This is a genomic window from Peribacillus sp. YIM B13472, from assembly GCF_042788005.1.
Lineage (GTDB): Bacteria > Bacillota > Bacilli > Bacillales > DSM-1321 > Peribacillus > Peribacillus simplex_E.
Genome location: NZ_JBHZPG010000021.1, coordinates 39,957 through 60,845 on the forward strand (window position 1 = coordinate 39,957; position 20,889 = coordinate 60,845).

The window sequence follows — 20,889 nt, forward strand, 5'->3', positions numbered from 1 at the left end:
AGCAAGGGAGCTATGAATGAATAGCTCCCTTTTTTTGCACAATTTTTCTTTAATTCGCATATATAATGAAAAACCTGTCGATAATGTTTATGTACGGCTATTGCAATTATCGGTGAAATTGACTAGAATTAAATAAAATCAATATTCTCATAAAGACTATGATGAGGAATAGTAGCGGTTTAAACCAGTAAAGAGAGTTGACGGGTGGTGCAAGTCAACCTGGGATGGTCGTGAACTCGCCTTGGAGTCCCGGGTGTGAAGGTGAAAAGTAATGCCTGGCGTTTTAATCCATGTTACGGATGTTTTAAGCTGGGCGGATTTTAGCTATCGCCAATGTGGGTGGTACCGCGGGAAGATATACATAATCCTCTCGTCCCTATTTTGGGATGAGGGGTTTTTTATTGTTTTTTATACGGAAATTAGGAGGAAATCATATGAGTTTTGACCATAGAAGCATAGAAACGAAATGGCAAAAGTATTGGGAAGGCAATAAGACATTCAAAACGGGTGAAGAAAGCGGCAAACGCAAATTCTACGCGCTGGATATGTTCCCATACCCTTCAGGGGCCGGTCTTCATGTAGGGCACCCGGAAGGTTATACGGCAAGCGATATTCTGGCACGGATGAAACGGGCGCAGGGGTATAATGTATTGCACCCGATCGGCTGGGACGCTTTTGGACTTCCTGCAGAGCAATATGCGATCGATACTGGAAATGATCCAGCTGAATTCACGGAGCACAACATCAACACGTTCCGCCGCCAAATCAAAGCCCTTGGTTTTTCTTATGACTGGGACCGCGAAATAAACACGACAGATCCCGACTATTACAAATGGACGCAATGGATCTTCTTGAAATTATATGAAAAGGGCCTTGCATATATTGATGAAGTGGCCGTTAACTGGTGTCCGGCACTTGGCACGGTATTGGCTAACGAAGAAGTCATCGATGGGAAAAGTGAGCGTGGGGGCCATCCGGTCGAGCGCCGTCCGATGAAGCAGTGGATGCTTCGTATCACGGCGTATGCAGACCGCTTAATCGACGATCTGAATGATGTGGATTGGCCGGAAAACATCAAGGATATGCAGCGTAACTGGATTGGCCGTTCCGAGGGAGCGGAGGTTACATTCAATATCGATGGCTTTGATGAAACATTCACGGTGTTCACGACTCGTCCGGATACGTTATTCGGTGCAACATATGCCGTATTGGCACCTGAACATCAGTTTGTCGATAAAATTACGTCGGCTGATCAAAGGGCGGCAGTTGAGGCCTATTTAGATGAAGTGAAGCATAAAAGCGACTTGGAAAGAACAGACTTGGCAAAGGATAAATCAGGCGTGTTCACGGGGGCTTATGCCATTAACCCGGTAAACGGCGAAAAAATGCCGATCTGGATTGCCGATTACGTGTTGATCAGCTACGGAACAGGAGCAATCATGGCCGTTCCTGCCCATGATGAGCGTGATTATGAATTTGCAGTCAAGTTCGACTTGCCGATCAAGGAAGTCGTAGCTGGCGGAGACGTGACAAGTGAAGCATATACAGGAGATGGACTTCATGTGAATTCGGAATTCCTTGATGGATTGAATAAAGATGAAGCCATTTCGACCATGATCAAATGGCTGGAAGAAAAAGAAATCGGAACGAAGAAAATAACATACCGCCTTCGTGATTGGTTATTCAGCCGTCAGCGTTACTGGGGTGAACCGATTCCGATCATCCATTGGGAAGACGGCACGATGTCTCCAGTGAAGGAAGAAGATCTTCCGTTGATTTTACCGAAGGCTACGGACATCAAGCCTTCAGGTACAGGCGAATCACCACTTGCGAACATATCGGAATGGGTGAATGTAACGGATGAAAACGGACGAAAAGGGCGCCGTGAGACAAACACGATGCCACAGTGGGCAGGCAGCAGCTGGTACTTCCTGCGTTATATCGATCCGGACAACAAGGAAGCACTTGCAGATCCTGAAAAATTAAAAGAATGGATGCCGGTCGACATTTATATCGGCGGCGCCGAGCATGCGGTGCTTCACTTGCTTTACGCTCGTTTCTGGCATAAATTCCTGTACGACATCGGTGTCGTGCCAACGAAGGAACCATTCCAAAACCTATTCAACCAAGGAATGATCCTTGGCGAAAATAATGAAAAAATGAGTAAATCCAAAGGGAATGTCGTGAACCCGGATGATATCGTTGAAAGCCATGGTGCCGATACACTTCGGATGTACGAAATGTTCATGGGGCCATTGGATGCTTCGATTGCCTGGTCCACAAACGGATTGGACGGTTCTCGCAGATTCCTTGACCGGATCTGGCGTTTATTGGTCAACGATGACGGTACGATCACAGATAAGATGACAGAGACGGATGACACGGGCAAGCTCGAAAAAGTCTATCATCAAACGGTTAAAAAAGTGACCGAGAACTATGAGGAATTGAAATTCAATACGGCGATTTCACAATTGATGGTATTCATCAATGATGCTTATAAAGCGGATTCGCTTCCTAAAGTATATATCGAAGGCTTCGTAAAGCTGCTTGCACCAGTCGCACCGCACATCGCCGAGGAAATTTGGTCTAAACTGGGCCATTCCGAAAGCATCACGTACGGAACATGGCCGGCTTTCGACGAAGCGAAGTTAGTGGATAACGAAGTCGAAATCGTCATCCAAATCAACGGAAAAGTCAAAGCGAAATTAATGGTGCCGACTGACACTACGAAAGAAAAACTGGAAGAAATCGCGATGGGTGATGATTCCATCAAAGAACAAATCGATGGGAAAACCATTCGTAAAGTGATTGCCGTACCAGGCAAATTAGTCAATATCGTCGCAAACTAAATAAAAATGATTGCAAGCTGTCCCGCATATTTTTACTGCTGGGGCAGCTTTTTTTCGCAGTCATTGGCCGACCATGGGAAATAGGTCATGTTAGGATCTTCACCGATTTGAATCTATCGGATGTTGGCAACGACTATCGTCATGAGATGACCATCGGAACTCAAATATTTTGCTAAATTGGTACATGTGAATCATTTTTCGGCTGAATGGACAAATAAATCAAGCATTTGACATAAAAAAGGGAAAAAATTGGTTGATAAAATTTTACAGTATGATAGTTTGGTATAGTACTGTTATTTTTTAACCAATTATTGGAGGGAAAACCGTGAAATTTAAGAATGTGAGTCGAATTACGGCGTGTGTATTAATTTTTGCACTGATCTTCAGCTTGATGGTTCCGCTAAATTCTCAAGCTGCACCTGCAACACCGATTGAAAATGTAAAAACGATCAAAAATGGGGACACTCTGGACGGAAAGTTTGAAAAACCGGATGTTCAATGGTATCAAATCAGTCCCACAACAGAAGAAATACAAAAGTTCTCCCATATTGAGTTCGAAGTCAATTCGGACAAAATCTTGAATATCTCCGTATATCAAGATAAAGAAAAGGCAGAAAAAGATGAGAGCAATTATATTGTCTCTTCTTATCCTGATGAAAAAGCCGTAGTCGATTTCCCATATGCTTGGGAAGGCACATATTATGTTAAAGTTGAATATTTCGGCGATACGGATGATGAGGGAAATCCGATCCCGGATGCGGAAAATGTAGCTGAATACTCCATCAATGCGCATTCAGTAACATTGCCGCCATCTGCCGGGGACGAAGGGGAGGATCTCGAATCATGCCCGGTTGAAGTGAGTGTAAACGATAAGAAAACGGGAGAATCCATGTTGAAAACACTCCGCGTGTTTAGAGATGAAGTTCTCACGAAGTCGCCTGAGGGACGCACCCTTTCCTCTTTATACTATAAAGCTTCGCCATTCCTGGCTCTTCATCTTGCCGGGAATAAAACGGCAAGGGAAGCCGTTTATAATCATTTAGTCGAGGTTAAGCCCCTTATAGAGGATCTTAATGAAAATGGAGCAAGCAGTACGGCAGTCATTAGCAATAAGCAGCAAGAAGCGATTAAGGCCTTATTCAAAAAGTCGACAGACGTCGCTCCAGCCGGATTGAAAAAGGATATGGACGCCATTGCAAAGAAAATCAATCTTGATAAGCTTGCAGGTGAAAGAATCGTCGATATCGCAAGCAAAGCGGGAATCGAACTTCCGGCTTCGAAAAATGTAAAGAACAAATATATCGTCAAACTTAAACCAGGGAAGTCATTAAGCGCTGTCCAATCCAAAATAAGTGGAAAAGGATTTGGAACATTATCGGCACCTAAGCAACAAGAGGCTCTGTATGATGATATGTATGTAGTAGAGTTAAAGAACCAAGCTAAAATGAGCACAGCAGCACTATCCGGTATCGAAAAACTTCCAGAAGTGGAATATATCGAACCGGTAAAAACGTACAAAGCATTTTCTGCCGACATTCAATCACCGTATCAATGGTCTTTAGATAACGCCGGTGGGGAAGAAGGCATAAAGGGAGCGGACATCGATAACGAAAAACTGCAGAACCTTATTAAGAAACGTAATTTAAAAGATACATTGGTAGCGGTCATCGACACAGGTGTCGATGATTCACTTGCAGATCTGCAGGGTGTCGTTGAAATGGAGTCAGGTAAGAACTTCATCGATAAGAAAGAAAAAGCAATCGATGACAATGGCCATGGTACACATGTATCCGGAATCATCGCTGCCAAAGCGGATAATGGATATTCCATGCAAGGAATCAATCCAGTAGCTAAAATCATGCCTGTGAAAGTCTTGGACTCTTCAGGATTTGGAGACAATGAGAAAATTGCACTAGGCATTAAATATGCCGTGGATCATGGTGCAAAGGTCATAAACCTTAGCTTGGGCGGAGAATATAGCAGGACGATTGAATATGCCTTGAAACATGCCGCTGCCAAGAATGTAATGGTAGTCGTAGCAAGCGGTAATGATGGGATGGAGGGTCTTTCTTATCCTGCTTCATCTAAATACGCCATATCCGTCGGTGCAACCAATGCCCTTGATTTAGTATCCGATTATTCCAATTATGGATCGAAATTGGACATGGTCGCTCCAGGGACAGGCATCCCGAGCCTTGTGCCTAATGGGAATGTTACCTACATGGATGGTACATCAATGGCAGCTCCCCATGTTGCGGCAGCTACAGCTCTGTTATTATCCGGAAACCCTGGGTTGAAAGTGAATGAAGTAAGGGAAATCCTTCATGAGACATCGGAATATGTCGCTTTTGAAGAAGAAGATAATGCAGACCCTTATGAGGACTATCAACCAGAAGATGGAGAAATCATAATTCCGGAAGAAGAACTGCCTGTCGGAAAAGATTTAGTATCTGGATATGGAAGGCTGAATGCGTACAGTGCTCTTAGTGCAGTGGATTTACAAGCTAAAGTCAATCTTGTGATGGATACGCAAACAAAACTGACTGGTTCAGCTAAAAAAGGATCAGTAATCGAAGTGAAAAGTGGAAACAAAACGCTCGGTAAAGGAACGGCGGCAGCTAACGGAACGTTCACCGTTACTATTCCGGTCCAAAAAGCTGCACAGCTGCTAACTGTGAATATCTCTGATTCTTCTAAACTGGCAGTATCTTCAATCAAAGTATTCGTGAATAAGGGTGCAACCCCTAACAAACCGACTGTTAAAGCTGTAAGTGACAAAGATACGTATGTAACGGGTCAATCACAAGCGGACATGAAAATCACGATCAAAAATAGCGCGAAAAAAGTGATTGGTTCAGGTAACACGGACAGCAAAGGGAATTTCAAAGTGAAAATCAGCAAGCAAAAGGCTGGCACTAAACTTTCAGTCACAGCTACAGACTTAGCAAAACGTGAAAGCAAGGCAGCAACCGTGACTGTTCTCGATAAAACGGCCCCAGATGCACCGAAAGTGAATGAAGTAAGCGATAAAGCAACGAAAGTAACTGGTAAAGCGGAAATCGGTTCAAGCGTAACCGTGAAGTACAGCAATAAAAACATCGGAACGGCAACCGCTGATGGTAAGGGGAACTTCTCTATTAAAATCAGCAAGAAAAAAGCAGGATCTGCATTATACGTCTCAGCAAAAGACAAAGCGGGCAATACAGGAAAAGCAGCAAAAGTAACGGTTAAGGATAAAACCGCTCCAAGTGCACCGAAAGTGAATGAAGTAAACGACAAAGCAACAAAAGTAACTGGTAAGGCGGAAATCGGTTCAAGCGTAACCGTGAAGTACAGCAATAAAAACATCGGAACGGCAAAAGCTGATAGTAAGGGGAACTTCTCCATCAAAATCAGCAAGAAAAAAGCAGGATCCGCATTATACGTCTCAGCAAAAGACAAAGCGGGCAATACAGGAAAAGCAACAAAAGTAACCGTTAAAAAATCTAAATAGCAGTGAAGGCCGTTTAACTTACATGTTAAACGGCTTTTTTTTGTTGATGTCCTTAAGCTACGAAGATGCAGTTTCCCCGCCCCAGCTGTTGATTTGTTGAAGCTTAAGATAGGATGATAAGCATGAGATGTTTGATATCTTAATTAAAAGGGGGAGGGTTCCGACTTTTTTTGACTTGCCAATAGTCCTTTCTTAGTCACATAAGTCTTGTTTATAAAAGACTATTATAAACATAGTATAAGTGGGATACTAAATTTATCTAAAATAGTCCTTTTTTATCAAAGGATATTGGAATGATAGGTATAAAGTGCTAATATTGATATGTCAAATAAATACTCTGTAGGAAATAAAATGAAAAAAGGAAGAGTGATAGCATTAGGAACTATTTTAGCTTGCTCAATTGGGTTAGGAACGCTTTCAGTTGAGGCTGGAAATGACAATTTGGGATATTCATTTACGATTAAGAAAAAGCAAGCTAACTCGTACACAGGTACAGAGTATCGCCAAACGACTACGGAACGGAATACATGGAAAGTGAGAATGTATAAATCAACAGAAGGAACTAATACTTTAACTACTTATTGGTTGGAAAAAAGCAATGGTACGAATGTATCTCCTGCAGTGGATGTTAAAGCAGGGAGTGGCGATTCAAAAAGTGGGCGTAATTATTATATTAAAGGCAATTCAGGTGCTAATGCCGCTAATGTAAGATTAACGGCAGAGAATAATAATTTAAGTTCTAGCAGCTATTCCGTAAACGGATATTGGGATGAGGAGACGGGGAGAATATTACCTGGACAGTATAAAGAATTTTACACGACGGAATATAATAATTAAAAAATGTTGATCATTGTGAAGCCATCTTGAAGGAAACTTCATTCAAGATGGCTTTATAAAGGGAGACAATATGAATAGTTATTACTATAGATTAAGAAATAATAAAAAAACTAAGGTTCATAGTGTTATGTATTGTGGCGATTGTTATTATTGACATATTTATCTTGGTCGGAAATGTTTCATCTTCATGGATCGTTCCCCATTTAGCTACTTTTTTGGCGGGAAGTTCTTTAGGTCATATGATGCAAATGATCTTAATATGGTTAAAGCTCAGAAATGGCGGATTCCTTATTTTAAATGTATATACCTAGGGCGGGATTTTCGAGGGTCCAAATATCCGCCGTTTATTTGATGTCCGAGAGAGCTCGCAATGACTACTGCTGCGAAGAGGAGGATGATTTTCTTCAATTAAATATCTTCTTTCCGTTTTTTTATTTTTAAAGATTACACCCAAATGCCTTTTCCTTCAACCCCCTTTTTATGGATGTTGGATTAATTGTGAAAAAACACTAAATGACCGTTTTTAATTAATGTATCAAAAGTAGCAGGTATTAATTTAGAAGTGAAAGACTCTAAAAAAATTCACTAATATAGATGAGAAAAATAAGAGGATGTGTATTTATGGGAGTCAGCTCTTGGCGGACTCTCAATTGCTTTTGGATCCGCCAATTCCCCCACTTCGATCTTGAATTGCTCTTAAAGCATGAGTTTTTCTCTAGCTTGATGCAGTAAATAGGGCGGAATGAAAAAAACAATGAAGGGGCAAGTTTGATTTAACTTGACCCTTCATTTGTCAGCTCATTTAGTGAATTCGCTTCTCAGGAGGTAGACGACATCGTATTCCTTTAACTCTTCCATATGACGATCCATTTCATTGTAAAAACCATTGGAAAGTGTATGTATGCCTTCATCTCTGCTTGAATAACAAATACTAGCCAACGCAAGCTTTTTTGTGTTGTTTATATTGAATTTACTAGGACTGCCCCATACGCTGGACTCCATTTTATCAATGGTTTCAGGATAAGTAGCTGTGTCCGTTCCATCTTCGGTTTGAATGCTGATGTTGAACATCGATTGATCTTGGTCATCATCCGTTTTGGAAGTCGTAAAGATGATCGTCCCATTATCTTTAACAGCAGTTGTCATGCGTCCCATTTCAGGTTCTACAAGTTTGCCAAATTCATATTTTTCGACCCAGACGGACATCTCCTTGTATGTATCATCAACATTAAAATCGATAAGAAAGGAATGTTCACTAGAATTCTCCAGGATGGCTTTTTCCCTTGCTGTCAGCTCAGGAACTGAAAGGTTATTCCCGGATTTTGGATCATTAACCTTACAGGCGACTAACGAAAATGAGAGCAGGGGCAAGATGATGGATAAAAAGATCTTCTTCATGATTTTCACCTCTTGAATACTATTCACCTAATTAAAACCAATTCTTATATATTATAACATTATAATGAAAAACGGAATCGGAACGCGGCAAAAAGGCAAGCAATTGCCTTTAGAATGGTTGGGAAAGAGCCTTATTGGCAACATCGACGTCATTTTGAAGCATTGGTTCAAGTCGTAAGCAGGATAGAGGTTTCTTTCATAAAGGTAGCTGAAAATCTTGGCATGGGTATCGATGGCTCCATTTAAATGTTTCTTAAATACTTTTCGAAGGGAAGGGGTGGCTGTTTCAGTAATGGCAAGTGCATAACTTTTAATGGATGATTTGGCAAAGCTGAGCAATTCCCCGGCAGCAGCGGCCGATGCGTCATCCCTGCCCGCCTTAGGCGTCAATGGGTAAAATTGCAGCAGCTCCATGATGTTTTGGGTAAGGGTATCAATCGTCTGCTTATATATCGTTTTTAAAATGGGATCTTTTATTATAAGGGCATTGGACTGGGCGCCGACCCATTCATGAAGCTCGAGTGTTTCATACCAAGCAAGATGTGAATGGGTGGGTTTCATTTAAATTCCTCCTGAACGAATAATTTTGACACGTTATTCGTTCAGTGGGCTATTTGTAAGTTGTCTAGTGAAATCATTTATAGGAAGGGCTGTCCCATCTTCGATTCATATTCACAGTTTAGAAGGATCGCCAAGTTTTATTGATATTGCTCGAGAACAGAGAAGAACTTTTTGGCAAATTGGTAAAAAAGTTTTTCTGATGGAGCCAAGTCCCTATTTTTAGGAGTGATGATGCCGACAGTCCGTTTGACTTCGGGGGTATCAATCGGAATTTTGACTGTCAGTCTTGGAATGACTTCATAAAAGGTACTGTCAGGGAGCAGACTGACTCCGATACCGGCAGATACGAGCCCTTTTATGGAATCCATGTCCTCTCCTTCCGAGGCGATGTTCGGTGCGAAACCGGCTGCTTTACATGCTTCGAGAGCGATAGTGTGAAAGATGTAACCTTTTGGAAACAAGACGAAGGGATCATTTCGTAAGTCACTTAGACGCAGACTCTGCCTTTCGGCTAATGGGTGAGTTATGGGCAGTAAAGCGGAAATGTTTTCCGTGAACAGGATATGACCTTCGATATCTGGATCGTTTGTCGGAATCGGTCCAAGGAAGGCTAATCCGATTTCGCGATTTTTGACAGCTTCCTTTAAAGAGGAATAAGATCCCTGTCTTAAGTGGAAGCCAATATTCGGCTGCTCATCTTTAAAAGCGGAAATGACGGTAGGCAGTAAATGGGTGGAAAGGCTGGTCGGGAACCCGATTTTAATGCTTCCGTGTTCAGGGTCCAAAAACTCCTCAATTTGATATTTGGCATATTCTATCGCCTGTATCGCCGTTTTGGCATGAATCAAGAAAATTTTACCAATTGGGGTTAGCTGGATATTCCGGCCGATTTTCTCGAATAAAAGTACGCCAAGCTCATCTTCCAGTCTGGAGATTTGCCGGCTGATTGCTGATTGTGCGATATGTAGGTGCTCTGCGGCTTCAGAGACGTGTTCCCTCTCGGCGACCTCAACAAAATAACGTAATTGTCGTAGTTCCATTTATTCATCCTCCTGCCATTCATCTCAAATTGAGATAGATTCTATTAGAATTATATATTGTTTATATCGATTTGAAAACCTAGAATAAATGTAAGTGACATAACGGTGTAAGAATACGATGGGGGCGATTAATATGACATACAATCAAATACCAAAAGCACAAGGGCTCTACCATCCTGAATTTGAACATGATGCATGTGGGATCGGTTTATACGCTCATTTAAAAGGGCTTGCTACACATGACATCGTCAAACAAGGACTGAATATGCTGTGCCAATTAGATCATCGCGGCGGACAAGGCAGCGATCCCCTTACAGGAGATGGCGCAGGATTAATGGTGCAGATTCCTGATGAATATTTCAGGCTGGCATGCCCGGAGATGAACTTGCCGGCAAAAGGACGCTATGGTGTAGGCATGCTCTTTTTCTCTAACAATGATGATGAACGGAATGAAATCGAAACTCGTTTGAATGCATTCATCGAACAAGAGGGCCAAACGCTATTAGGCTGGAGAACGGTTCCTGTTGATGCAACGAAAATCGGGGAGGTCGGCAAGGAGACATGTCCGATGATCCGCCAAGTATTCATCGGGGCAAGCGTTGGGCTGACAGATGATTTAGCTTTTGAGCGTAAATTGTTCATTATCAGAAAACAAGCTGAAAACTGGGCTCGTGAACGCGGCAATCGTTTTTATTTTGCCAGCCTTTCAAGTGCTACGATCGTATACAAAGGATTATTGACGCCAGAGCAGGTGGATGCTTTTTATCTTGACCTTCAACAGGAGTCTTTCGTTTCGGCTTTCGCTTTAGTGCATTCCCGCTTCAGCACGAATACTTTTCCTAGTTGGGAACGGGCACATCCAAATCGTTACCTGATCCATAATGGCGAAATCAATACGCTTAGAGGTAATGTGAATTGGATGAAAGCGCGTGAGCAGCAGTTTGTATCGGAATCATTCGGGGATGACCTGCAAAAGGTCCTGCCTATTCTGGATATAGACGGCAGTGATTCCTCGATTCTTGATAATGCACTTGAGTTCTTCGTGCTTGCCGGACGTAAGCCGGCACATGCGGCGATGATGCTCATTCCTGAACCATGGACGGAAAATCCGCATATGACGAAAGAAAAGAAGGCATTTTACGAATATCATAGCATGCTCATGGAGCCATGGGATGGTCCGACGGCCATATCCTTTACGAATGGCAAGCAAATCGGTGCCATCCTTGATCGAAATGGTTTAAGGCCGGCAAGGTATTATGTGACAAAAGATGATTACATCATTTTCTCATCTGAAGTCGGCGTGATCGATGTGGAGCCGGAGAATGTATTATATAAAGATCGTTTAAGTCCAGGCAGAATGCTTTTAATAGATTTAGAGGAAGGCCGTATTGTTTCCGATGAAGAGATCAAGTCGGAAATGGCTCAGGAAAAACCATACCAGCAATGGCTGGACGAACAGCTTGTTCAATTACATGACGAAGAACCTGTGCTCGAAGGGGAGCCGTTGAGTGATTTGTTATTCAGGCAAAAAGCGTTCGGATACACGTATGAAGATGTCCAAAAATATTTACTGCCGGTCATTAACGAAGGCAAAGATCCACTGGGCAGCATGGGGAATGACATTCCGTTAGCGGTCTTATCAGATCGCCCGCAATCGCTATTCAACTATTTCAAGCAATCCTTTGCACAGGTAACCAACCCGCCAATCGATTCGCTTCGTGAACAGATCGTCACGTCAACGATGACATTTCTGGGTGCGGAAGGAGATTTGCTGAAACCGGATGAAACGAACAGCCGCCGCATTCAATTGGATTCACCTGTTTTGACGCCAGGTCAAATGCAGCAGTTGAAAGAAAATGCCTATCCTGAATTCAGGAGCAAAGTCATTCGCACTTTATTTTCAGAAGATTTAGAGAGTGAACTCGATCGCATCTGCCGTGAAGCGGAACAAGCGATCGCTGATGGTGTCAGCCTTTTGATATTATCTGACGAGGATATGAGCAAAGAAAAAGCTGCGATTCCTTCCCTGCTGGCTGCGAGTGCCCTTCATCAAGAGCTGATCCGTCATGGGAACCGTACGAAAGTGAGCATTATCATTGAATCGGGGGAAGCAAGGGAAGTTCATCATTATGCGTCCCTGATCGGGTATGGAGTGGATGCGATTTACCCGTACCTTGCTTATGAAACATATAAGCAGGCGGTATTGGAAGGCAGTTTGGCCATCAGCTACGAAGAAACGGTAAGGAAATATGTACGCTCGTTGACAGAAGGCATCGTAAAAGTGATGTCGAAAATGGGGATTTCAACGATTCAAAGTTATCGCGGCGCACAAATTTTCGAAGCGGTCGGAATCGGTGCTGAAGTGATCGAACGCTATTTCAGCGGTACGGCATCGCAGCTTAGTGGGATCGATTTGGAAACGATCGCAGATGAAGCGTTGATTCGCCATAGGAAAGCTGCAGCCGATTCACTTGACCAAACTCTTGAAAGCGGAAGTGATTTTCAATGGAGAAAAACAGGAGAGCATCATGCTTTCAATCCTAAAACGATCCATACACTGCAATGGGCCTGCCGGAAAGGCGATTATAATTTATTTAAGCAATATTCAAACTTGGCGAATGAAGAGAGACTCGGGTTTTTACGGAATTTATTCTCGTTCGATCAAAAACGCCAAAGCATTTCCATAGATGAAGTGGAATCCGTGGAATCCATCGTCAGCCGATTCAAAACGGGCGCGATGTCATTCGGTTCATTGAGTCAGGAAGCACATGAAACATTAGCGATTGCGATGAACCGTTTAGGCGGAAAAAGCAATAGCGGTGAAGGCGGGGAGCATCCTAGCCGTTACCAACTGGATGAAAACGGCGATGACCGCCGCAGCGGAATTAAACAAATTGCATCCGGTCGTTTTGGAGTGAAAAGCCATTACCTTGTTAATGCCGATGAACTTCAAATCAAAATGGCGCAAGGTGCAAAGCCGGGTGAAGGCGGCCAGCTGCCAGGGAACAAAGTATATCCTTGGGTCGCAGAAGTCCGTGGTTCCACACCAGGTGTCGGCCTGATTTCACCGCCTCCGCATCATGATATCTATTCGATTGAAGATCTGGCACAGCTGATCCATGATTTGAAAAATGCGAACCGTGATGCCAGGATCAGCGTCAAGCTTGTGTCAAAAGCAGGCGTAGGCACGATCGCAGCCGGTGTGGCCAAAGGAGCCGCAGATGTCATCGTTATCAGCGGGTATGATGGCGGTACGGGGGCATCACCAAAAACAAGTATCAAACACACGGGTCTTCCTTGGGAGCTGGGCCTTGCCGAAGCACACCAAACATTGATGCTGAATGGCCTGCGCAGCCGTGTAGTTCTTGAAACGGATGGAAAGTTAATGACGGGCCGCGATGTGGTCATGGCAGCTATTCTTGGAGCGGAAGAATTCGGCTTTGCAACAGCACCGCTTGTGGTCCTTGGCTGTGTCATGATGCGTGCTTGCCATTTGGATACATGTCCAGTCGGGGTAGCTACTCAAAACCCTGAGCTTCGCAGCAAATTCACAGGAGATCCGGATCATGTCGTGAATTTCATGCGCTTCATCGCTGAGGAAGTGCGGGAAACGATGGCCGAGCTTGGATTTAGAACACTGGAAGAAATGGTCGGCCGCACTGATGTTTTACAAGTGAGCGAGCGGGCACAAAACCATTGGAAAGCGAAGCATCTGGACTTGACGACACTTCTTTTCCAACCGGAGGGGATACGTACGTATCAACTTCCTCAAAACCATAAAATTGATGAATCCCTGGACATCCGTGAGATTTTACCGGTAGTGGAGCCTGCTTTGAATGATCAAACCCAGGTGGATGTCAGCTTCCCGATTACAAACGTGAACCGTGTGGTCGGAACGATTGTCGGCAGTGAAGTATCCAAACGCTATGGGGAAGAAGGGTTGCCTGAAGATACGATCACACTTCGTTTTACGGGATCGGCGGGCCAGAGCTTCGGTGCGTTCATTCCAAAAGGGATGTCGATGTATTTGACAGGTGATGTCAATGACTATGTTGGGAAAGGCCTATCTGGCGGAAAGATCATTGTCACGGCACCTGCGGGCAATCAGATTGAGGCTGGGGACAACGTAATTGCCGGAAATATCGCCTTATACGGCGGAACAAGCGGCGAGGCCTACATTAATGGCCGCGCGGGAGAACGATTTGCAGTACGGAACAGTGGAGTCAACGTCGTCGTTGAAGGAATTGGAGACCATGGCTGTGAGTATATGACAGGCGGCCGCGTGGTCATTCTGGGCGACGTCGGCAAAAACTTTGCGGCAGGCATGTCAGGCGGCATCGCTTATGTACTTGCTGATGATGCAGAAGAATTCAAGGCATTATGCAATGGTGAAATGATAGAATTCGAGACGCTTGATGATATGGATGATGCAAACGAAGTAAAAGAAATGCTTTACAGCCACCTTCATTATACAGAAAGTGCCAAAGCATCGTATGTACTGGAGAACTGGGAGGATTTCGCTAAGAAATTCGTAAAAGTCATTCCGAAAGATTACAAACGGATGATCAAAAGCATCAATGAGCAGAAGCTTGCAGGGCTAACGGATGAAGAAGCGATCATGAGTGCATTTCAAGCAAATGCCGTTCAAGATAAAAAAATCACTAAACAAGCTGTGATGCAGTAAGGAAGGGGAGAGAAAGATGGGAAAAGCAACAGGATTTATGGATTATCCGCGAGAAAAACCAAAAGACCGGAATCCTCTCACTCGTTTAAGCGACTGGAGAGAATATACAGCTCCTTTCTCTGATGAAAAGTTAAGTACGCAGGGAGCGCGGTGTATGGACTGCGCCACCCCTTTCTGCCATATGGGCATGGAATTGAACCGGGTCACAACAGGATGCCCGATTCATAATCTGATCCCGGAGTGGAATGATTTGGTGTACCGCGGCAGATGGAAAGAAGCATTGGACCGTTTATCGAAAACGAATAATTTCCCTGAATTCACCGGGCGCGTCTGCCCGGCTCCTTGTGAAGGGTCTTGTACGGTAGCGATAAGCGATCCTGCCGTTACCATCAAGAACATTGAACGGACCATCATCGACAAAGGATTTGAAAATGGCTGGATTACGCCTCGCATCCCTGAAAGCAGGACCGGCAAGAAAATTGCCATCATCGGTTCAGGCCCGGCAGGATTGGCGAGTGCCGACCAGTTGAATCAAGCAGGTCATTCGGTCACGGTTTATGAGCGCTCAGACCGTGCAGGCGGGCTGTTGACATACGGCATCCCGAACATGAAACTTGAAAAAGATGTCGTTGCACGCCGAATTAAATTATTGACCCAGGAAGGCATCGATTTCATTATCAATACAGAAGTTGGCAAAGATATAACAGCCGAAGAACTGCAAGATCAATATGACGCAGTCATCCTTTGCACAGGTGCCCAAAAGCAGCGTGACCTGGTAATTGAAGGACGCGAGGCATCAGGCATTCACCTTGCAATGGATTACTTGACGACTTCGACTAAAAGCCTGTTGGACTCCAATTTTGAAGACGGCAAGTTTATAGACACTAAGGGGAAGGACGTCATCGTCATCGGCGGCGGGGATACAGGAGCTGACTGTGTCGCAACTGCCCTTCGCCAGGAATGTAAGAGCGTCGTACAATTCGGGAAGCATCCAATCCTTCCGACTGCCCGTACATCTGATAATATGTGGCCAGCCTACCCGAATATATTTTCCCTTGATTATGCGTATGAAGAAGCGGAAGCGAAATTCGGTGCAGATCCGCGTCAATATTCAATCCAAACAAAAAAAATCGTAGCCGATGAAAATGGCAACGTTAAAGAACTGCACACAATCTCAATGGAAAAAGTCAAAGGCGAAGACGGAATGTACATTTTCAGGGAAGTTCCAGGAACTGAAAAAGTATGGCCTGCACAATTCGTTTTCATCGCAATTGGATTTGAAGGAACCGAAATGCCGCTATTAACTCAATTTGGCGTAGAAACAGTAAATCAAAAAATTGATGCCGTCTATGGCGAATACAAAACGAATGTCGAGGGGGTTTTCGCTGCCGGAGATGCTAGGAGAGGGCAAAGCCTCATCGTTTGGGCAATCAATGAAGGCCGTGAAGTAGCGCGAGAAGTGGACCGCTACTTGATGGGCGCATCGGTATTGCCTTAATTTTAAAAAAGAAGTGCCATAATGGCGCTTCTTTTTTTATGGTGGAAAATATGGTACTCACGAGTAAATGCCCCGAATTCACGAGTAAAACGCCAAAACTCACGAGTAAATGCCCCGAATTCACGAGTAAAACGCCAAAACTCACGAGTAAATGCCCGGAATTCACGAGTAAAACGCCAAAACTCACGAGTAAATGCCCCGAATTCACGAGTGAAACGCTAAAACTCACGTGTAAAGATACCGTATTGATGGTATACAAATTAGGCGAGCAGTATATAAATACTGTTCGCCTAATTTACTTTCAGTTAGCTTCTATAGTCAGCTTCTTGAAGAACGCCAAGTGATGTGTGATTCAGTGCATGGACAGCTTCTATTATTTTCTCTGTCTCTACTTCATCTCCTACGGCTTTATGCAATTTTTCTATTAGCTGGGATTTTGTTAATGGATTCCCGGGACTTCCTTTAGGTGTATCGATCCGTTTCGATAGTACATCCCCACTCGTTGTGGTCACGGTCACAATTGTAAATCGTCCCACTGGGAGTGCTGCTTTTGAAGGCTTGATCGTTGCATCCGTCTCTCTATTTACTTTTTGAAAGGATTTTCTCCATGAATGGGGAATAGGTTTCGATTCAAAAGAAGCAAAGGTCAGGGGTTTGCCTGTAAGCGCGAGCCATACAATATACTCAATCGAAAATCTTCCTTCTTCACCAGTCGATGGGGTATGGTGAATCAAAGCGGAATCACCATTTGGAGGAAAGCAAACACTCACCGATTCAATATCTTCTTCCGACAAATCGTACGTCTTATGTAAAAAGACAGCTGCATCAGCGCCATGTGCCGCAGCAGAACAAAATGGGTACTGTTTAAACCATAATCCCGGTGTTACGATCCGCCATGTCTTTCCCCAATTTACCGTCAAATCGGGAACTCCATTTTCTGCATATACCTCAAAGAAACCATTCTTATCATTCAAAAAGTCGGGGTTGCTATGTAATCCCATCCGAATCCAATCTGCGGAATCCACAGCATTTTTAGCAGCAATCCCTACATGGAGCGGCTTTACGACAGTCCCAAATTGGAGTCGTAAACCCGCCGATTGGGTAGCGGCAAGACTCATGGTTTCAGCTATTAAGCGTGGTGAGTATTCCCGTAAATACGCAACCGCACCAGCTGCAGCTATTACGCCAAGTGTAGCTGTATTATGCCAACCTTTTGTATAATGATATGGGTTCATTGCTTCTCCAAACCGAGCCATAATTTCCACACCAACCACATAGGCAGCTAAAAAACGTTTCCCGGTCATTTCAGGTTCTCCAACTGCTAACAAAGCAGACAAAATGACTGCGCTTGGATGACCTCGTACATCTGAATGTACATCATCATAATCTAGTAAATGAGCTTGAAAGCCATTGAAGAGGGCTGCCTGGGATCTTGTTGCATGTATGTGACTTCCAATCAAGTAACTCGTCCGATTTCCGCCTTCTTCCAAAATGATTCGCTTTAAAATCGTAATTTCCTTTTCGGATTTCGTTTGATAGGAAACAGCAAGATAATCAAGAAGTCCTTCGATTGCAGCCTGTAATACTGCTTCATTTACCAACGGATTCGAATGATAAATCATTTCAGATAACCTTTCCGTGTTCATGCACTTCACTTCCTTTTTTGCCTGGCAGATCCGTCCGTTTCATCTCCCATTTGCCGTAAAAAACGCTGAGTTCGCGGATTAAGAGAATGCTCAATCACTTGTTCTGGGGTGCCTTGTTCGATAATATGTCCGTCTGCCATGAATATGACATGGTCAGCAACTTCCTTCGCAAATTGCATTTCGTGCGTCACGATCACCATTGTGGTATCCTCTTTCGCTAACTCCCGTATTACTTGTAAAACCTCATTAACCAATTCGGGATCTAGAGCGGAGGTAGGTTCATCAAATAAAATGGCATGTGGTTTCACAGCTAATGCTCTAGCGATGCTGACACGCTGCTGTTGTCCGCCAGATAAGGTAGCAGGGTATTGTTTGGCTTGTTTTTCCAAGCCGACCCGTTTCAATAAATCCACGCCGATTTGAATGGCTTCCTCTTTTTTCATCTTTTTGCTGACAAGCAAGGCTTCAATCACGTTTTTTAAGGCCGTTTTATTTTTAAAAAGGTTATAGTGTTGGAATACCATCGCTGTTTGCTGTCTTAATTGGTACGCATCTTTCTCTTTATATTTTTGGGTATCCAATTTTACGTCCTTGATTTCGATGGTGCCGCTGTTGGGCTTTTCCAACAGGTTCAGACAGCGTAATAACGTTGATTTTCCAGAACCTGAAGGGCCAATAATGGCGACAACTTCCCCGGTTCCTATATCCAAGTTAATATCGTTCAATACTTGTTTATCATCAAAATATTTAGATAAGTTTCTTACTTTTATCATATGATCACCTTCTAAGTGGTTTGCTGAGCCAAATCTCCAGGTATTTTTGTATCCAAGAATAAAGAATAACCAATAGCCAGTAAATCAAGCCAACCACCAAATACGTCTCGAAAAAGCGCATGTTAGCGGATGCAATAATTTTTCCCTCTGCAAATAGTTCCGTAATTCCTAATGTAAAGGCAAGGGACGTTTCTTTAATCAAAGATATAAATGTATTCCCTGTTGCTGGCAATGCATTTAAAGCAGCCTGTGGTAATATGATTCGCGAGTAAATCTGTACTCGTTTCATGCCAGTTGCCAGGCCCGCTTCCATTTGCCCTTTGTCCACGGAATTCAATCCAGCTCGGAAAATTTCTGCTAAATAAGAGGATTCTTTCAAACTAAATCCAATGATCGCCGCCGTCATTGCTTCCATCGTTGACAACGACGGGAATAACTGTGGTAAACCGTAGTAAATGATGAATAATTGTACCAACGTTGGCATTCCTCGAAATAAAGAGATATATAAGCCTGCCAATTGGGTGATTCCAAAAATATTGCTATTTCTTATTAAGGCTACTACAAGTCCGATAATAATGGCTAAAGCCATCGAAATGATGGCTAAAACCAGAGTGATTGGAATAAATTTTGCGATTTGCAGGGAAATTTCCAACATATATTGTAAATCAAAATTCATAATGCTTTAAAACCTCCGCTATGCTTATTCGCCGGAATTCGTGGTGATATCTTCACCAAAATATTTATTGGACAGCTTCGCTAATGTACCATCTTCTTTAAGTTTTTTGATTTCCGTCGTGAATTCATCATTCAATTTTTTGCCTTTTTCTGTTTTGGGAAATGGATACCCTACATTTTCATAGGCCACTGGATCACCAACTAGTTTTAACGGAAGATCATTTTTCTTTATTTCTGCAACCAGGATTGGGCGGGAATTGATATATCCATCTACACGGTTGTTAATGGCATCTTGCATCGCGCCATCCCGAGTTTCATAGGTTCGTATTTTGATATCGCCGTTTTTATCATATTTTTCTAGGTTTGCGACGTTATTAGACCCCAGCACCCCTGAAACGGTTTTGCCTTTAAGATCAGCCAAACTATTAATATCATCGTTTTTTGTGCTTGATACAATTTGTGCTCCATAATAACTATATGGCTCTGTAAAATTAAATTGCTCTTGGCGTTCTGGTGTTATAGCAACGGCATTCGCAACGGTGTCCAATTTACCTGATCCCAATTGCCCCATTATCCCACTGAAATCAGAAGTGACCCACTCTACCTTGTATCCTAAATCCTTGGCGATGAGTTCTGTAAGTTCTACGTCAAAACCTATTAATTTACCAGCCTCTTGATAACCATTTGGATAGCTTTGGCCAGTGGACCCCACTTTAATTGTTTTTTGTTCGGAATCATTGGCAGCATTCTCTTGTTTTGAATTGCCGCATGCTGCAAGTACTAATATGAAAAGTAAAGAGAGTCCAAGGGAAAGAATTTTTTTCATCATTATTTTCCTCCTATTATTAAATGGTTTGATTATGTTTTTCAGTCCAGGCTTGATATTGTCCCGGTTGCAAGATTTTCCTCAAATATATGGTGAGATGACCTTTGCCTAAATCTTTTTGCCCGATCTCTTCAAATCCACTTTTTTCGTACATTTCCTTTAGCCATGGATGATTATCCGCGGTTCCGAGCGTAACCGCGGGGGCTCTCAGTTGCTTCTTCAAAATTTCTTCTTCGAGCCATGACAGAACTTTTTTCCCTATGCCTTGACGCTTATAGTCAGGGTTTGTAGCGAACCAGCCTATGTGCGGCAATACGAGCGGTCCAGGATTAGGGCCCCAAGGTAACCGAATAGAAACTGTCGAGATAAATGTCCCATTTTCCTCCAGAACATAAACCTTATTTTCGGATATATGCTTAATCGCTTCCTCTCTCGTGGCCGTTGCCGCAGAGAAGTGAATATCCAACTCTCTTATACTCGCATAAGCATCCAATGTTAATTGGAGGAATTTATCCACATCTTCTACACGTACTTCACGAAATATTTGACTCATCTTGCGCCTCCTATATCTAGTTAATTCCTTTTCGGTTCGGTGATTCTGTCTTTGAG

General features: G+C 43.3%; 14 protein-coding genes and 1 other annotated feature. Of the genes, 5 read left to right on the forward strand and 9 right to left on the reverse strand.

From position 1 onward, the window contains the following. Nucleotides 1-149: 149 nt before the first annotated feature. Nucleotides 150-381 (forward strand) — a binding site (T-box leader). A gap of 53 nt (nt 382-434) precedes the next feature. The 3 genes from leuS (at nt 435) to ACFX4I_RS16480 (ending at nt 7,179) form a co-directional block, all read left to right on the forward strand. Beyond that, nucleotides 435-2,849 (forward strand): leucine--tRNA ligase, encoded by a 2,415-nt coding sequence (gene leuS, locus ACFX4I_RS16470; RefSeq protein ID WP_230301542.1) that lies wholly within the window; start codon nt 435-437, stop codon nt 2,847-2,849. A gap of 325 nt (nt 2,850-3,174) precedes the next feature. Beyond that, a complete protein-coding gene (locus tag ACFX4I_RS16475) occupies nt 3,175-6,342 on the forward strand; it encodes an Ig-like domain-containing protein (RefSeq protein WP_377421790.1) in 3,168 nt (1,055 codons plus the stop codon). A 351-nt stretch (nt 6,343-6,693) separates the two neighbouring features. Further along, nucleotides 6,694-7,179, forward strand: a complete 486-nt coding sequence (locus ACFX4I_RS16480; RefSeq protein WP_377421792.1) for a DUF2712 domain-containing protein — start codon at nt 6,694-6,696, stop codon at nt 7,177-7,179. 798 nt (nt 7,180-7,977) lie between these two features. Here ACFX4I_RS16480 and ACFX4I_RS16485 read toward each other — a convergent pair. From ACFX4I_RS16485 to gltC, 3 genes are all read right to left on the reverse strand, one after another. Continuing rightward, nucleotides 7,978-8,577: a hypothetical protein gene (locus ACFX4I_RS16485; protein ID WP_377421794.1), complete on the reverse strand. Its 600-nt coding sequence runs from the start codon at nt 8,575-8,577 to the stop codon at nt 7,978-7,980. 51 nt (nt 8,578-8,628) lie between these two features. Further along, complete coding sequence (locus tag ACFX4I_RS16490) at nt 8,629-9,138, reverse strand: spore coat protein (protein WP_377421796.1); 510 nt, start codon at nt 9,136-9,138, stop codon at nt 8,629-8,631. 137 nt (nt 9,139-9,275) lie between these two features. After that, nucleotides 9,276-10,178: a glutamate biosynthesis transcriptional regulator GltC gene (gene gltC, locus ACFX4I_RS16495; protein WP_207440020.1), complete on the reverse strand. Its 903-nt coding sequence runs from the start codon at nt 10,176-10,178 to the stop codon at nt 9,276-9,278. Between the two features lie 133 nt (nt 10,179-10,311). Here gltC and gltB point away from each other — a divergent pair, with 133 nt between their 5' ends. Both gltB and gltD read left to right on the forward strand, forming a co-directional pair. After that, entirely contained in the window at nt 10,312-14,862 is a 4,551-nt protein-coding gene (gene gltB / locus ACFX4I_RS16500) for a glutamate synthase large subunit (RefSeq protein WP_377421798.1), read from the forward strand. Nucleotides 14,863-14,878: 16 nt separating this feature from the next. Further along, on the forward strand, nt 14,879-16,360 hold the full coding sequence (gene gltD / locus ACFX4I_RS16505) for a glutamate synthase small subunit (RefSeq protein ID WP_377421800.1): 1,482 nt from the start codon (nt 14,879-14,881) through the stop codon (nt 16,358-16,360). On the opposite strand, the gene ACFX4I_RS16510 is transcribed toward gltD, so the two are convergent. The 6 genes from ACFX4I_RS16510 to ACFX4I_RS16535 form a co-directional block, all read right to left on the reverse strand. Beyond that, entirely contained in the window at nt 16,293-16,589 is a 297-nt protein-coding gene (locus ACFX4I_RS16510; protein WP_377421802.1) for a hypothetical protein, read from the reverse strand. The genes gltD and ACFX4I_RS16510 overlap by 68 nt on opposite strands. A gap of 76 nt (nt 16,590-16,665) precedes the next feature. Then, a complete protein-coding gene (locus tag ACFX4I_RS16515) occupies nt 16,666-18,006 on the reverse strand; it encodes an MmgE/PrpD family protein (protein WP_377421804.1) in 1,341 nt (446 codons plus the stop codon). A 5-nt stretch (nt 18,007-18,011) separates the two neighbouring features. Next, nucleotides 18,012-18,779 (reverse strand): amino acid ABC transporter ATP-binding protein, encoded by a 768-nt coding sequence (locus tag ACFX4I_RS16520; RefSeq protein WP_230301535.1) that lies wholly within the window; start codon nt 18,777-18,779, stop codon nt 18,012-18,014. Between the two features lie 4 nt (nt 18,780-18,783). Beyond that, entirely contained in the window at nt 18,784-19,455 is a 672-nt protein-coding gene (locus ACFX4I_RS16525) for an amino acid ABC transporter permease (RefSeq protein ID WP_057279163.1), read from the reverse strand. Nucleotides 19,456-19,479: 24 nt separating this feature from the next. Then, nucleotides 19,480-20,283, reverse strand: coding sequence for an amino acid ABC transporter substrate-binding protein (locus ACFX4I_RS16530; protein ID WP_377421806.1), 804 nt, complete (start codon nt 20,281-20,283; stop codon nt 19,480-19,482). 16 nt (nt 20,284-20,299) lie between these two features. Further along, the gene (locus ACFX4I_RS16535) at nt 20,300-20,833 is read right to left on the reverse strand and encodes a GNAT family N-acetyltransferase (RefSeq protein ID WP_309519736.1); all 534 of its coding nucleotides are present in this window, start codon (nt 20,831-20,833) and stop codon (nt 20,300-20,302) included. Nucleotides 20,834-20,889: the final 56 nt, after the last annotated feature.